Source organism: Paenibacillus puldeungensis (genome assembly GCF_042678945.1).
Taxonomy (GTDB): Bacteria; Bacillota; Bacilli; order Paenibacillales; family Paenibacillaceae; genus Fontibacillus; species Fontibacillus puldeungensis.
This window is the reverse complement of sequence record NZ_JBHTLM010000024.1, coordinates 1-16,289: the sequence shown is the minus strand read 5'-3', so window position 1 is coordinate 16,289 and position 16,289 is coordinate 1. Positions and strand designations below refer to the sequence as shown.

Here is a 16,289-nt window from a genome sequence, read left to right as displayed (position 1 = left end):
TCCCTCCTAGGTGCATAAGCTCTGTATCGCTAGATACTATATACGTTGAACTAGTGATTGTACGAATAGGGGCAGCCGGGTGAAATGTTCTTACGATCGCTGTTGTTCCCGGATTTCTATGATTAACTATACGTAAGGTAGAAATCCGGGAACAAAGGCGAACGCTCCGCTTCTTCAGAATCATTTCCCCCTCTTGCCTGTGTTCCGCTCCTTCTTTAGTTCAACCTATACAGTAATATGCCCAGGCGAAACCGTAACCACCCTGTCATTTTACAAACGGGAACAACAGCTTTTGATTTTCCGGCCACAGCATGTTGTCGAGATCGATCAGCTTCGTGTCCGTCGGTATTTTATCATCCAGTCGTTCGCCTCGCGCCGCCTTTACGGCTGCTTGAACTGCCATATATCCGTTGTTGAACGGGTTCTGTACAAGCATAGCCTGTACCTTCTCCTCCTGGAGCAGTTCAAGCATTTCCGGCGGATTGTCAAAGGCAATCATTTTCACCTTTCCACCGTATCCCAGCTCATCGACCGCCTCGCCGGCACCGATTGACGATTCTGCGCTTAAGGATACAATACCGTCAAGGTCTGGAAATTGATGCAGCATCATTACCGTTTGGCGATACGCGAGCGTTTCATCCGACCCGCAATACTTGATGTCAACGACTTTTACACCCGGAAAACGAGCGACATAGTCAAGAAAACCTTCCTCCCGCTGATCAGCATTCCTTGCCCCTTTGACAAAATTAATGATCCCGATTTGGCTTTGTGAACCGGTTAGCTTGAGCAATCGTTCAGCGGCCATCTGACCGGCCCCATAATTGTTCGTTCCGACAAAGGTCTTCACCTTCGTAGAGGCCACTTCCGAGTCCATGGAGATCACAGGAATATTATAGTAAGACGTCCGGTCGGTGACTTGTCCAAGTGCCTCATAATCGCTTGCCGCTAAGACAATCGCGTCCGGTTTTCGCTTGATCGAATCCTCCATGAGGGCGATTTGCTGCTTGTAGCTGTTTTCGTTATCTGGAGCAAGGAAACTCAGCTTCACATTGAATTCTTTTGCCGCCACCTCGGCTCCCATTTTTGTCGTTTCCCAATAGTCGCCATGGTTCATCTTGACGATCATATCGATAGCGATCATCTGCTCATCCTTCTTTATGTCGCCGGAAGGAACACAGGAAGATAAGGCAATGGCCAGCAATGATGTTAGGGAAAGCAATCTACCTCCATAAAGCCAATTCTTCATTATCCCGCCCCCCCATCATTCGAATGGCTGTCCGGTTTTACGACCGGAATGGTGATCGTTACGGTGGTTCCTTCCTCCGGTTCACTGTCAAAATGCAGCCCATACCCCACACCGTAATACAATGCTATACGCTCTTGGACATTTTTGACGCCAACCCCCGATCCGCTTTCGCTGCGGATGGCTCCTTGCATCAGCTTCTCTAACCTGTCATTCGTCATACCAATACCGTTGTCCTGAATGCGAAAAATGAGATTATCACCCTCGAGTCTTGCTTCAATACCAATAAAACCTGCCTCGGCTGACTTCTCAATACCATGATGTATCGCGTTTTCTACCAACGGCTGCAAAATGAGCTTCAGCGTCAGGCACTCCAGCGCTTCCGGATCGGCCTGAATCTCATAGCGGAATTTGTGCTTAAAGCGGATCGTTTGAATAATGAGATAGTGCCGGACATGCTCAAGCTCATCTTGTACTGTTATGATATGGTTCCCCTTGCTGAGACTGATGCGGAAAAATCGAGACAGCGATGTAATCGTCGTAACCACTTCCTCATTTTTTCCGAGCTCGGCAAGACGGGTTACCGAATTCAGCGTATTGTAGAGAAAATGAGGGTTAATTTGCGACTGCAGCACATCCAGCTCACTTTTTCGCTTCGCTTCCTGCTCCTGAATTATCTGATCCATTAATTCCCGAATACGCCGTAGCATCAAATTAAACCGCTTGGATAATTGCTCGACTTCATAAGCTCCACTCACGTACACATTTGTCCCGAAGTCCCCCTGCTCGACCATCTTAACTGAACGCTCCAGTCTACGGATCGGCTGTGAAATCCGCGCAGATACGTAAATATTGATGGCCAGAATGATCACAATGACCACTGGAAGGAACCACGCCAAAAAAGTACCGACATCTCTTCTCGTCGTCAGAAACTCATCAGCATAGGCAACCCCAACGATTTTCCATCCGGCTGGTTTGACCGTTTGTATCGTAATGATACGCTTTTCTCCGTCTGATTCGTCAAAGTAGCGACCATATGCGTAGTTCAATACCGGCTCTAAATTTTCATATTTGAGCCCGGCATAGATCAACTGCTGTTGTGGGTGGTACACGATATTGCCGACGGAATCGATGATATACACGTACCCTTTTTTACCGAGACCTACTCGCTGGCTTAGCTCATCGATCGTGCGGAAATTGATGTCTATGGCAAGCACGCCCTGCTTTAATGTAGATTTATCGCGATACTGAATCGTTTTGCTCATGGATACGACCCAGCGGTACTGCCATTTGAACAAATTCTGGATGTGGGGAGGCGTAAATTGGAGCGTGCCGGGGTTCTTCATCGCCGTTTCAAACCATAGCTGCTCCTGCAGTTTCGTATTTTGGCGCATCGGGATAGCGGGTACGTTTTGTACCAGCTTCCCGTCCGCCGTAAATAACGCCATCGACACAAGGTCCTCGCGCGTGTTTAACACAGTAGTGAGCTGACTTTCCAAAACCTTATCCGTGGAGAGATCGGAAACGGAGTTTATTTTTTGCTCCACCAGGTCGAAAATGTCCTGCATGCCGCCAACATAAAGCTCAAGATTGGAATTGACCTGCTCGATAATTTGCTCAAGGCTAAGGTAGGCGTTTTCTTCTGCGGCGCGGGAGAACCGATTAAACAACATCGCGCTAACCAGCAGGATCGCCAACACGGTTACAACAATCGAGGACAGCGAAATGAGCACCTGAATGTTCCGGACATGAAAGCTCTTCAGATACTGTTTGATCAGCTGCCAGAACCTCATGAACTCCTCGCTCCGCTACGGTATTCCTTCGGAGAAACGCCGAATTTTTTACGGAAGCAAAAGCTGAAATAATTCGGATCGGCAAACCCGACTCGCTCGGCGATTTCAAAGGCTTTTAAATCCGTCGTAGTCAGCAGCTCCTGAGCAGCGTCCATTCGTACCCCCATCAAATAGTTAACAAAGGTCATTTTCGTTTCCTTTTTAAAAATATTGCTGAAATACCCTGAGCTAATATGCAAATGCTGGCAGATTTTCGTAATCGAGATCTCGTTGTCTCCGTAATTCGCCATAATGTATTCCTTCGCTTCATCGACCAGCTTGTTATAGCTCGACTGCCGGTCCGATGCGATAAAATTTTTCAGCTTTAAGCACACTTCCAAAAACCAAGATTTCGCCTCATCGGCATGGGAAAATTTCGCGAACTGTCCCAGAAAGCCAGTTCCGTCTCCGAACAACTTATCCAGATCAACTTGAATATCCTTCGCCACCTTAATCACAGTGGTTAAAATTTCAAGCAGATACACTTGAAAATCCTGATACGATGCGCTGCTTCTAGCCAGCGAGGAGAAAAGCTCCTCAAGCAAATTTTCGAGCTCCTGATCGCTTCCAACCTTAAGACACCGAATTAACTCCTTCTCCCTCACATCATCGATGGATAACGGTACGTATTGGCGCGTCTCCACATCCTCGATCCAAATCACTTTGTTCCCGCCGAGGATGACACGATAATCGAGAGCCTTCTGCGCATCTTCGTACGAAGTTACAGCTTCGCTAAGATGCCAGATAGCTGAGCCTGCTCCAACTGTCACGGTTAATTTGAGAAAACGCTCCACACTGAACCGGATCTCCTCAACTAAATGAAGCGTACGGTCCGCAATGTTCTCCTCCCCATTTCGGTTAATGCTAAGGAGCACGACCTCATCATGATGGATAAACGCCTTGTCAAAAGGATTCCGCTGCACGATCTCATCAGCGATGTTAAGAACTGCGAACAACTGAAGCTGCTTGTCGTTCGTATCCTTAAGTGACAGAGAGCGGCTACTTGAATCGTCCTCCTCCGATGCTTGCTGTGAAACAGCTCTACGTGCTGGTGCCGTATCGATGCGAATCACGGAAACTATATACCCGCTCCCGCTAAGATCCAAATTGTAATGCTCGCACTTCTCGCAGATTTCCGCTTCCGGAAGGCGCCGCGACACCAAAGAGGACAGAAACAGACTCTGCAATATCGGAAGATTTTTGCGATAATGTTCGGTCAACAGCTGAATATTTTCTTTTGCGGCCATTTCCTCATCAATTTGATTCTTAACCTTTCGCAGAATATCAGCGAGCTCTCCAGCGGAAAAAGGCTTTAACACATACTCGTCAATCCCGAGTCGAATCGCTTTTTGCGCATATTCGAATTCTTCATATCCCGTTAGAATGATGATTTTCGTAGCCGGATATTTCTCGCGAATCCACTCGGCAAGCTGCAAGCCGTTCATAAACGGCATTTGTATATCGGTAACGACCACATCCGGTACGTGCTTTTCCACCAGTTCAGCCGCTTCTCTTCCGTTTTCTGCTGTTTCCATTATGCGATAACCAAGGCTACCCCAATCGATCAGACAGAGCAGACCCTCTCTTACGTCTTCTTCGTCATCGGCTAATATCAATTTATACATCGATGGACCAACCTCTTCTTCCCCCTAGATTTCCCCCCCCGATTTTATCTTATTGTCCAAAAAAAGTAAATCGCCTACCCATGATGCAAAAAAAAGGAAAAAACCAAGACCTTAGTCCAGCTATATTTCCGTCTTCAGTCTGTTTTCGTATTCCCCGAAACGTCATACCATGTTAATATCAAATGGAACTATCATCAATTCATATGGTGGTTAAAGAAATGACAAAAAAAGAGCAAATCTATATTCTATTAAGCAACCCACGTACGATCGTCGCAAAAATGATTGGATTATACACCAGAGCGCCATTCAACCATGCTTCCATCGCTTTTGACCCCGAACTGCGCGAAATATACAGTTTTGGTCGAAAGCACCCTTTAATTCCCTTGTATGGGGGATTTGTGAAGGAAGACATTCACGGCGGCGTGTTTGAGAAAGCGACATGCGCTGTCTATAGTTGTTCGGTCAGCCAGGAAACATACAAAAAAATGAGAGATTATGTTAGAATGTTCGAAAAAAACGGAGAGCTCTACAATTACAATTTTATAGGTATTTTGGGTATAGTCTTGAACATGGAACTTGGTGGGGAGAATTCATATTTTTGTTCTCAGTTTGTGAGTGCAGTCTTTCAGGAGGCCGGTATAAAGCTGATCGATAAATCTGCAGCGCTCACTACTCCTTCAGACCTATCCACCTGTTCTTTTCTAAATCTAGTATTTCGTGGAGATCTGGAAACCTATCGGGAAACATACTGTGATAACCTCAGAATAGCTGCATCTTTAGAGGCATCCTTGGAGCAGCAGCCCATGTATGCCGCAAATTAACAGTAATTGCAAAAAAGGCACAAAAACGGCTTCACCAATGGTGAAGCCGTTCAATTTTATGTGTAGTAAGCCAACAGAGATCTGCGCGTTAACCTTGAATCAAGCTTTTGCTCATTCGATAGCCGGAGCTGATAAAGCCCATATGCTCATAGAACGTTTTGGCTGTGAAATTACTATCGCGAGCCGTCGACAGGACCAAATCGGAGCTTCCTCTTTCGCGGCCCCATGCTTCCGCCTCCAGCACCAATCGTTTTCCAATGCCGATGCCCCGGTACTTCTCGTCCACAATTAAAGCAGTAACCCGAGTTACCGGTTTTTTCATATCATGCGTCTGATACTGCTTCAAAAACATCGTACCTACGACGACTCCATCCAACTCAGCAACCAAGCTGCTGAGAAACGGATGACCTTCTACCATAGAAAGACGCTCCTTCAACACGCTTGGTGTTGTCGGGTAACGAAGCTGGCGCATTAACGGCAACATATGATGGACATCATTACAACAACCATTTCGAATGACCAAAGCCGGAGCGCACACCTGAATACTCACTTGGACCATACCACCTTTAATAGATTTGCCGCTTCTTTGGCGCGGCTGCGAGCCGTTTCCACATCTTCTGCGCTGCTTAGGGCGACGGCCATCCGTCTACCCGGCTTACATAGCGGTTTGCCAAATACCCGAACCTGGGTTCTCGGTACAGTTAACGCCTCATCGATTCCGGCGATTTGAAAATCCTCACCTTCACGGTCCGCCTTTAACGTTGCTGACGCTCCAGGAGTCAATAATTCGACGGAAGTAATCGGTAAACCTAAAATAGCGCGAACGTGCAATGCGAATTCCGACAAATCCTGAGTTACCATGGTCACCATGCCTGTATCATGCGGTCTTGGAGATACTTCGCTGAATACAATTCCATCCTTTGTTACGAACAACTCCACCCCAAACAAACCGTAGCCGCCAAGGGCATCAGTTATCACTTTGGCAATATCCTGTGCTTCACGCAGCTGACTCTCGTTTAAAAAATGAGGCTGCCATGATTCCACATAATCGCCATCTCGTTGAATATGACCCACCGGCGGACAAAATACAGTTCCGGAGACGGAACGAACGGTCAGCATCGTAATTTCGCTCGTAAACGGGACGAACGATTCGATAATGACTCTTGTATTTTTCGCGCGTCCACCTTCCATAGCGAGCTGCCAGCATTTCGCAACATCTTCCTCGCTGCGGCATACGCTTTGCCCTTTACCGGAGGAACTCATCAGCGGTTTAATAACGCAAGGAAGTCCAATTTCCGCTACAGCCTTCTCCAGCTCTTCCAAACTATTCGCAAACCGATAAGCCGCTGTAGGAAGCCCAAGCTGTTCGGCGGCTAATCTACGAATACCTTCCCGATCCATTGTCAGCCGGGTTGCCGTGGCGGTCGGGATTACCTTATAGCCTTCTTCCTCTAGTTCCACCAATGCTTTAGTTGCAATCGCCTCGACTTCAGGCACGATCAGATCTGGCTGAATCTGAGTGATAAGCGACTTAAGGGCGGTTTCATCGAGCATGTCGATCACATACGCCTCATGTGCTACTCCCATCGCGGGAGCGTGTTCATACCGATCGACGGCAATCGTTCGTACACCTAGACGCTGGGCTTCAATGACGACTTCTTTACCAAGCTCTCCACTTCCGAGCAGCATGATACTTTTAGGGCGTTGAGATGAAGGAGCACCCCACATAACGACAGAAATCCCCCTTAACACAGAGTTAACAATCCTCTTCTATTTTCAGGTTTTACGGGCAATATTGCAAGAGGCCTTTTAAAATTTAGCTAAGTTTTAGAGAAATGATCGAATTTTGCAACATTTTCACGTTTGTCCAAGACAAACGCGAAGAAGGCTGCCCCGGACCAAAAGGTTCAAAAGACAGCCTGCCACCTACTTTTTGATTTTATCCAATGGGATAGTGACTTCCAATTCTCTCCAGTATGTTTTTGTGCCCACACTTCTCTCCGTCTGACCTACGACGCTCCATTTTTTTTTGTTAACTGTCAGCGTAAAAGGCTTAATCGTGATTTTCTTCGGTGTTCCTTTTACAGGGCTGTACAACTCGTCAATGTGGTAATTGACCTTTGGCTGACTGTTGAAGTAGGGCAAATTCTGTTGCTGTAGAAGGTGCCCCTGATCGTCCACGATATCGTAATACATCATACTGGCGATATATTTGCCGGTCTGTTTTGAAGTCGCCGGCACCTTGCCGGTGCTATCAATAACCAATCGGGTTGTGGAAGACGACATGTACAGTTCCTTGACGGTGTAGCTGAACTGTTTGTGCTTTTTCACGGCGTTCGGCTTGACCAGAATCGATTTATTGTCGATTTTCACCGGAATTTTGAATTCAAAGGCATCATCAACCCCAGTCACCTCAGTACGAAGCGTCAGTTCAAACTGGTCTGGCCACTCCGCTTTTTTCCCGAGTTCATAAAAACATGAGTTTTTTATTTTCGGATAGTCGCCAAAGCTGCCCCAACCGTTTAACTCCTGACCGTCGATCGAGAGGGTGGGTTTTTTAATATACCCTTTTCCCTTTTTATTTTTCTCCATTCCTTCGGTAATAACAACCGATTCATCATCCGGAAAATTGGTGCCCTGACGCTCGATGACAAAGAATAGCCGGGTTCTGTCGTAAATCAAATTGGATACCCGGAGCGTCACACCATCGTGCGTTACGCTGAGATGGGTCACGGCGGCGTTCCCTGCTGCGCCGTCATTCAAGGCCGCAGCCTTGGCCACGGGAAGTGTTCCGGCACCGGGGATCACACCCCCCAGTACGGCTGCCGCGGTTAAGGTCAGTGCGGATTTTTTTAACAGTTGGGCGATAGAGGATATATCTTTTTTTATTTTGTTCATCGTTTACTCCATTCGTGCTTATTAATTTTTTTCACTTATTTTTCCACAGGAATTGTCATTTCCATATCCTTGATGTAGGTTTTGGTTCCAAGTCTGCCTTGGTCCTCCCCGATGGCCTTCCAAGTCTTTGTATTAACCGTCAAGGTGTACGGCTTGATTGTGATCGATTTCGGTGTAACCTTAAATGGCGAGTAGAGTTCATCAATGTGATACTTGGTATCGGGCTCGCGGTAGAACAACCCTGTCCGGCGCTGATCCAGCAGGTTCCCCTGGTCATCGACGATGTCGTAATACATCATACTTGCAATATAATCGCCGGACTGTTCAGGAATACGCGGTACCTTGCCGGTACTGTCAATAACAAGCCGGGTTGTGACAGGCGTAATAGCCAGCTCTTTTACCGTATAGCTGAAATCCTCATAGGTCTTGGTAGCGTTAGGCTTGAGTAGAACAGTATTGTCCTCTGTTTTCACCGGTACCTTGAATTCAAACACATCGTGAACCCCGGTCACTTCGGCCCGAATCGTCAACTCAAACTCATTTCCCCAATTCGCTTCACCTTTCGGTATTTCGGCAATGTAGGCATTCTGCCGCTTGCCAAAATCGCCAAATACGGACGGCAAGGCCCCGCCTTTCCCGAATTCGATTTCCTTTCCGTTCACAAGTATCGACGGTCTTGGCCCTTTAATGTAGCCTTTAGGTATTTGGTCTTCAGGCTTTTCCTGGAGGTTGAAAGGAACGATCGTATTCGGCAGGTCCACGCCTTCCCGGTCTAAAATAAATGACAATCTCGTTCCGTCATACAACAAATCGCTGAGTTTCAATGTTATGCCATCATGCGTTACGCTCAGGTTGGGATCTTTGACCAAACCTTGATCGATAGCGGTCTTCACCGCCGCTTTGCTGGTGCCCTCAAAAAGTGTGCTGAACATCGGTATCTGTTTCAAAGCATCCGCCATAACCGGAGACACGAATCCCGATCCAACGATCCCTCCTCCGAGGATTGCGGTGGCGGCAGTGGTCAATGCTACACGTTTCATGACATTCGACTTGTGTTTAGCAAACTTTACCGTTCTGGACATTTCCAATCCTCCAATTCGATTCATAATATTATCGTTCAAACTTGTCTTTGGCATTGAGGACTGACGAATCATTCGCTCTATCGCTTCCATTTCAGCGGACTCCACTCGATCCGACAATTTTCCCATGAGTTAACTCTCCTTTTTCAAGAACTCGGTCCACCAGTTTCCGGCGTAACCGTTCATATTTCTTGCGCAGGGTGGCTGGCTTCACTCCCATAACCTCGCCAATTTCTTCGAAACTGTACTGCTCCACGGATTTTAACAATAGAATGTGTCGCTCTTCGGCCGTCAAATACGTTAACAACTCTTCAATCATCGTTTTATGCGGCGCAATCTGTTGAACCGGCTGCTCCTCCATGTACTTACCGACCAGCTTCATCCATCGGCCCTGCTTCTTCTTCATATTGATTAAATGATGATAAGCGACCTTGTAAAGCCATGCCGAAAATGAGACTTGCTTGCTGTATTTGTGAAGATTGATGTAAGCGCGAATAAATATCTCCTGAACCGCATCTTCTGTTTCCGCATGATTTTTCAAAATGTAGTAACAGTACGTATAAAGCTGCCGTTCAAATTGCCGAATGATTAGGCTGTAGGCGTCCTTGTCTCCCGACTGGACCCTCTCGATTGCCGCTTCGATCTGCGCCTTTTTCTCTTCCGCTTCCCCGAGGTTTGGCTGCAAAAAATCACCTCCTTGTCTGTTTACCTATATAACAACCTCAAGCGACCATTTCGTGACATGAATTTGCAAGGGGGGCTTGTCTGTTACGCCTATATAGAAGGAGTAGAAATTTCTAACTTCATTGAAGGGGATATTTAAAGTGAAAAATGGCTAAAAACTGCAGAAATGATGTATGTATCTGTTTGCTTCTTGTCCGGTTTCTCAAAAAAAAAGCCGCAGCCGCTGTTGGACCGGGCTGGGCCTAAGGTACCTTTCTACTCCTGCATCGCCATCAACGGCAAAACCCGTTGACGACGCTGGAGCCCGTCGTGGCCGAAGGGCTCCGCTGTATTTTGCGGGGACAGATGCCGAACTTATGCCTGATAAGAATGAACGAAATGCTACAAATAACGGAACTGGGCCTCAACCAGGCCACAATAAATCCCTTTCCGGTTCATTAGCTCCTGGTGGGTTCCCGATTCTTTAATTTCCCCATGATCCAGTACAACGATATTGTCAGCGCTGCGGATCGTTGACAGCCGGTGAGCAACGATAAAAGATGTTCTCCCTTTTAGCAGCACCTTGAGAGCCTCCTGGATTTTCAGCTCCGTCTCTGTATCAATACTTGCCGTCGCTTCATCCAAGATCAAAATACGCGGATTAGCTAATAAAGCCCTGGCAAAAGAAAGCAGCTGCCGCTGCCCCATCGACAGCACATTCCCCCGCTCCTCGACCTGCGTGTCATAACCGTTTGGAAGCTTCGTAATGAAATCGTGCGCATTGACGGCTTTGGCGGCTTCCTCGATTTCTTGGTTGGTTGCCTCCAAGCGTCCAAAACGGATATTCTCACGAATCGTCCCCGAAAATATGAACGTGTCCTGAAGCACGATACCGATCTGGCTGCGCAAACTTCTTACGGTAATGTCGCGAATGTCGTAACCATCAATGAGAACCGACCCGCCCGTCGTATCGTAGAATCGGCTAAGCAAATTAATAATCGTGCTTTTACCAGACCCCGTATGACCTACAAGCGCGATCGATTGCCCTTGACGAACGTCAAGATCAATTCCTTTTAGCGCCGGGCGACCTTTTTCATACTCGAACACGACGTTCTTGAATTGTATATTCCCGGTGATCGCCGGAAGCGGCTTAGCCCCAGGTTTGTCGGCAATACGCGGCTCTTCGTCGATAAATTCAAAGATACGCTCGGATGACGCCATTGCCACAAGCAGCTGATTGTACATTTGACCCAAGCGGTTAATCGGGTCCCAGAAATTGCCTACGTAATTGCTGAAGGCCACCAGCAACCCGATGGTCAGTTCACCGCTTTGAATTAAATATACGCCCATAACAAATAAAATAAAGGTTCCAATCCCGCCGGTTATTTCAATCATTGGACCAAAAGCCTGGTTCATAGCCGACGCCTTATCCCATGACTTTTTACTCGTCAAATTCATGGAATCGAAGTAGCGCATATTTTGCTGTTCTTGCGTGTACGCCTGAGTAACACGAATCCCTTGAATCGATTCATTCAGATGAGAATTGATGCGTGAATTTTTCATCCGAACATCCTGCCAGGCGATCCGAATCCGCTGCCTCAGCTTCGTCGAAATAATGAACATGATAGGCACCGTCACCATGACGGCCAGGCCAAGCTTCCAGTTAATCAGCAGCAAAATAACAACAATCCCTAAGAGCTGCACGCAGTCGATCATCAGGTTGACAACGCCATTCGTGAATAGCTCCTGCAGCGAATTAACGTCATTGGTCACCCGTACTAAGACTGAACCAGCCGGGCGTTTATCGAAGAAGTTAAAGGATAGCTTCTGTATATGTTTAAACAAGTCGGAACGCAGATCATAGATAACTTTTTGCCCAATGATGTTGGTATACTTGATCCGATAGACGCTTGCAGCCCACTGAACCAAATACAAAATAACTACAGCCGCCGTCAAGCTGTATAGCAGCGTCAAGCTTGTATTCCCATCCGCCGGAGCAATCGCCTTATCGATCGCTAAACTCGTAAGGTACGGCACCGTGAGCTTGGTTACGGTACCGAGAATCGTCATCAACCCTACCAAAGGCAACAGCTGCTTGGCATATGGTTTCATGTAGGTGAACAGGCGGCGGAACTGCTTCCAGTCAAATGCTTTATCGATGATTTCATCGTCCTGGTAGACAAATCTATCCTCGATTTTCGTTCCTTTGAAGTCTTTTGTTTTAACCGGATTATTAACTGGCAGTGCTTCGGTCTTCATGCCTCAGCCCCTCCTTCGCGGTGAGCCGATCTGGCCAAATGATCCGCATATTGAATCCGATACACATCCTGATATGGGCCGGGAACCTCGATTAAATCCTCGTGTTTGCCGCGCTGCACAACCCGTCCTTCATTCAGAACAAGAATTTCATCGGCATGCCGAAGTGAAGAAATACGATGAGCGATAATAAACGTTGTGCGCCCCCGCATAACCTCTTGAAAGCCAGACTGAATCTCCTGCTCAGTTTCCATGTCCACAGCACTGGTCGCATCGTCCAAAATGAGAATTTTGGGATTTTTCAGAAGTGCACGGGCAATGGCAATCCGCTGCTTTTGCCCCCCTGATAACCCCATCCCTCGTTCGCCAACAACCGTGTCATAACCGTCCGGCAGCTCCATAATGAAGTCATGCGCTTTGGCTAATTGAGCAGCTCGAACAATTTCTTCCATGGATACGTTGGTCATCCCATAAGCGATATTGTTGCGAATACTGGAGGAGAACAGGAACGTTTCCTGAAACACGGTGGCGATTTGACTGCGCAGGCTGTGAACACTGATCTCCCTGATGTCCCTTCCATCCAGCCGGATATACCCGTGATTTACATTATAGGCACGCATCAACAGTTGAATAATGGTGGACTTGCCCGAGCCGGTCCCACCAAGGAAGCCGATGACTGTACCGGGGGGTGCTTTGAAATCAATATCCACAACAGCCGGCATTTTATTACCATAGGAAAAGGTAACATGATCAAATTGTACGTCACCCTGTACCTCATCATGAACAAGTTCTACGGCATGCTCGCTGTCTTGGACGTCGATCGGCTGATTTAAAATTTCCAGCACCCGTTCCCCGGAAGCCTTTGACTGCGTATAGTTGTTAATATGAAAGCCTAACCCCCACATCGGCCCGATGATAAACCAGATCAAGCTGAAAAAGGCAACCAGTTCACCAAGCGTCAGTTGGCCGCGAATCACGAGCGTTCCGCCAACAGACAGCAAAACCGCAACGCTGATGGAAGCCAGGAGCTCCATGACCGGGAAAAACTTGCTCCACAGCGTTGCGGCAAAAATCTGGTTATCCTTATACTGTTCATTGCGGTGTGAAAATTTCTCGACCTCATAGGGCTCGCGAGCGAATGACTTGACGGTGCGGACACCGGTTACATTTTCCTGCACCGCCGTGGTGAGCGAGCTAAGAGCTTTGCGCATCTCCTGAAAAGCCGGATGAATCCGCGCCTCAAATTTCAAAGCAACTGCGGCCAGAAAAGGAATCGTGATCAAGGTGATCAGGGTCAATTGCCAATGAATTGAAAACATAACGAGCCCGCCGAAAGTGACCATCAAAACAAGGTTTAGCAGTTGAGCGAACCCAAAACCGACAAAATTTCGGATCGCCTCCAAATCTCCCGTTAACCTGGACATCAAGTCCCCGGTCTTCGCCGTATCATAATAACGAAAGGATAGAAATTGCAGCTTCTCGTAACAGGCATTGCGCAGCCGGTAGGCGAGGTAGTTGCCAAGCCGCCCTCCGAAAAATCCGTGCAAAAACTGCAGTAACGCCTTTACCGCTACTACGGACACCGCCGTTATGGCAATCCACAACACCTCTCCATACTTCCCCTGCCGAATCACATCGTCAATCAGCCTACGCAGCAGCATAGGATAAACGAGGCCCAGTCCGGTCGCCGCTGCCAAACAAACAATCGACAGCACCAAAAAATTCAGCTTCGCTTGGTAAAATCCCCGCAGTTGCCTGAGAACTTCCATGTCTCTCCTCCTAAAAGTTTTGTGTAGCAAAACTTCTTTGAACTCTTCACAAAAAAGCTTACTTCGAACGTCGCTTCCATCAAAATTTAAGTTCTTAGTTTAAAGAAGTTTATCATCCTGATTTTAAAGCGGCAAAGGGGAGAAAACCTTGAATTCCTCGTGTTTTGGTAAATATCGCCTTTTGTTTCACAAAATACGTGCTATCTATCATAAAATGCTTCCATTTCCTCAATATAACTGCCTATTTGCATGGTGACGCCTTTCCAATAGGTTAAGTCCTGCTCAGATACCTCCGAATGCCGAATGCTGTCTTCCCACTCCTGCCATAAACTGCTGAAATACCCGGCCATTTTCTCTTTCCGCTGCCCGATCTCAGATTCATAATGACTTTCAAGAACCCCCTCCATTTGCTGAACGACTTCTTTGATGTGTGCAAGGAGAGGACCTTCCAGTTTGGACCGCAGTAGGTTTCTACCCTCCCCTTCAAAAAAGGTTTTGGGATTTTTAAAATAAGGCCAATACGCCTCAGGCGCAAAAAGACTGCTATCCAGTAATCCCTCTGGAATCGCCGGAGCGTTCCATTCCCCTTCAAAATTAGGAACTACAAGCGGCATATCAAGCTGAGCTTCATGCTTACGGCACCAGATTTCCGCCTCTTTCAGCAGCAGGGCTTCCGCCTTCCGTTCAAGCCGTAGTGAGGTCGCGAGAAGTTCTCGTTCGAGCTCTCCCGAAATCTGATCCAACCAGCCGCGCAGCGCGATGGCAAAATTTCGTTTTAGCGATCCGGATCCTTCCTGAAGCAAGGAAGGGTGAAAAAATTCTACAAATAAATCAAGAGCATGCAGTCTTAATCTTTGCACAACATGAAAGAGCAGTTCCTCGTTCTCCTGACTCCAAGCTCTTCGAATGTCTACCGCTCTAAATTCGGAAACGGCAGCTTCAAAAGCAGCTCGCTCGTGCTGCAAGGACTCCAGCTTCGCTCCCGCATGTTTGGCTGCATCTTCTGCGGTATCTGTCCATTTCGAAAGTCGATCGGTCACTTGCCTCAGCTCCGCCGAAGCGCCAGCCGCAGCCAAACTTCCCAGCCCCTGCTCCAGAAACTCACTGAAATCAGCTGAGAAGCCTTCAAACCCCGGTTCTCCCGATTCATCGGTATTCCCTTCAGCCAGCGCTCGTCGGCTAGAGACGGCATGTACATTGGGCTGCTGAATACCGGTAGTACGAAGCCCGTCTCTAACATGCTCCACTACGGCGGCAAGCTCATCCTCAGAGGCGGCAAGATCCGCCGCGTTAACGATAAAGAACATTTTATCAAGGGCAAAGCTGCCTTTGATCCTGCCTAGCTGAGTAAGAAACTGTTTGTCGGCCCGCGAGAAAGCATGATTATAATAAGTGACGAACAACAGCGCATCCGAGTTTTTCATATATTGAAAGGTGACTCCTGTATGACGGGCGTGAATCGAGTCGGCTCCCGGCGTGTCTACAAGAACTATCCCTTGCTCCGTGAGCGGACTGCTGTAATAAAAATCGATTTCCGCAACAAAGCAGGCCCTCGTTTCCTCGGCTGCATAACGCTCGAATTCGGCATAGTCGACTATAAGGCTGCTTCCGAGCTGAGGAGAAACCTGCTCCCAGCCGGCTGCAGCGGCCTTTAAAAAACTGAAATGAGCTCTTCCTGCGGCAGGGATCTCACCAGGATTAAGGCGCAAAACAGCACTCTTCCATTCTTTGCTATCTACGTTCTCAAGACCTAGCGCACCTAATGAATAGACCAGATCCTCTTGCATCGCTTCAGCGGACTTGAACTTAATGTTAGCCGTGAAATGGCGTTGTCCGTCTCCAGGAGACATGATGCGAATAATGGAGGCAGTGGTGGGATGCGGTGACACCGGCAGTACCGCTTCGCCGAGCAAGGCGTTGGCGAAGGAGGATTTGCCGGCGCTGAACGCCCCGAACAGCGCCACCGTAAAGACGCCGCGGCGCAGCTCGGCGGCCCGGCGGCCCAGCTCCCTCACCCCGGTCCCGAAGGCCGGGTGGGGAGCCAGCAGCTGCGCAGCCGCCTCAAGGCAGGCTGCCGCCTGCAGCGCCCGCCCGCGGGCCGGG

12 protein-coding genes are annotated in these 16,289 nt (G+C 48.0%); 1 reads left to right on the top strand and 11 read right to left on the bottom strand.

Features of this window, described 5'->3' with window-relative positions; all coding sequences use genetic code 11:
- Positions 1-265 precede the first annotated feature (265 nt).
- Genes ACFQ3W_RS22475 through ACFQ3W_RS22465 form a run of 3 tightly spaced genes read right to left on the bottom strand, consistent with a single transcriptional unit; the run spans position 266 to position 4,700 of the window.
- Positions 266-1,246: a substrate-binding domain-containing protein gene (locus tag ACFQ3W_RS22475; protein ID WP_379321477.1), complete on the bottom strand. Its 981-nt coding sequence runs from the start codon at positions 1,244-1,246 to the stop codon at positions 266-268.
- Entirely contained in the window at positions 1,246-3,036 is a 1,791-nt protein-coding gene (locus ACFQ3W_RS22470) for a sensor histidine kinase (protein ID WP_379321476.1), read from the bottom strand. The genes ACFQ3W_RS22475 and ACFQ3W_RS22470 overlap by 1 nt, the downstream gene beginning before the upstream one ends.
- Entirely contained in the window at positions 3,033-4,700 is a 1,668-nt protein-coding gene (locus ACFQ3W_RS22465) for a response regulator (RefSeq protein WP_379321475.1), read from the bottom strand. Before ACFQ3W_RS22465 ends, ACFQ3W_RS22470 begins: the two co-directional genes overlap by 4 nt.
- 218 nt (positions 4,701-4,918) lie before the next feature.
- On the opposite strand from ACFQ3W_RS22465, the gene ACFQ3W_RS22460 reads away from it, so the two are divergent.
- Complete coding sequence (locus tag ACFQ3W_RS22460; RefSeq protein WP_379321474.1) at positions 4,919-5,521, top strand: hypothetical protein; 603 nt, start codon at positions 4,919-4,921, stop codon at positions 5,519-5,521.
- 88 nt (positions 5,522-5,609) lie between these two features.
- On the opposite strand, the gene ACFQ3W_RS22455 is transcribed toward ACFQ3W_RS22460, so the two are convergent.
- The 8 genes from ACFQ3W_RS22455 to ACFQ3W_RS22420 form a co-directional block, all read right to left on the bottom strand.
- On the bottom strand, positions 5,610-6,071 hold the full coding sequence (locus ACFQ3W_RS22455; protein WP_379321473.1) for a GNAT family N-acetyltransferase: 462 nt from the start codon (positions 6,069-6,071) through the stop codon (positions 5,610-5,612).
- Complete coding sequence (gene purT, locus ACFQ3W_RS22450) at positions 6,068-7,249, bottom strand: formate-dependent phosphoribosylglycinamide formyltransferase (protein WP_379321472.1); 1,182 nt, start codon at positions 7,247-7,249, stop codon at positions 6,068-6,070. The genes ACFQ3W_RS22455 and purT overlap by 4 nt, the downstream gene beginning before the upstream one ends.
- Positions 7,250-7,447: 198 nt before the next feature.
- Entirely contained in the window at positions 7,448-8,419 is a 972-nt protein-coding gene (locus tag ACFQ3W_RS22445) for a DUF5643 domain-containing protein (RefSeq protein ID WP_379321471.1), read from the bottom strand.
- A 35-nt stretch (positions 8,420-8,454) separates the two neighbouring features.
- Entirely contained in the window at positions 8,455-9,627 is a 1,173-nt protein-coding gene (locus ACFQ3W_RS22440) for a DUF4179 domain-containing protein (RefSeq protein WP_379321470.1), read from the bottom strand.
- Positions 9,593-10,183, bottom strand: coding sequence for an RNA polymerase sigma factor (locus ACFQ3W_RS22435; protein ID WP_379321469.1), 591 nt, complete (start codon positions 10,181-10,183; stop codon positions 9,593-9,595). Before ACFQ3W_RS22435 ends, ACFQ3W_RS22440 begins: the two co-directional genes overlap by 35 nt.
- A gap of 380 nt (positions 10,184-10,563) precedes the next feature.
- Complete coding sequence (locus tag ACFQ3W_RS22430) at positions 10,564-12,420, bottom strand: ABC transporter ATP-binding protein (RefSeq protein ID WP_379321468.1); 1,857 nt, start codon at positions 12,418-12,420, stop codon at positions 10,564-10,566.
- Positions 12,417-14,186 carry an ABC transporter ATP-binding protein gene (locus ACFQ3W_RS22425; protein ID WP_379321467.1) on the bottom strand — a complete coding sequence of 590 codons (1,770 nt, stop codon included), beginning with the start codon at positions 14,184-14,186 and terminating at the stop codon, positions 12,417-12,419. The genes ACFQ3W_RS22430 and ACFQ3W_RS22425 overlap by 4 nt, the downstream gene beginning before the upstream one ends.
- Positions 14,187-14,386: 200 nt before the next feature.
- Positions 14,387-16,289, bottom strand: a 1,903-nt coding sequence (locus ACFQ3W_RS22420; RefSeq protein ID WP_379321466.1) for a dynamin family protein, incomplete at its 5' end; no start/stop codon positions are given.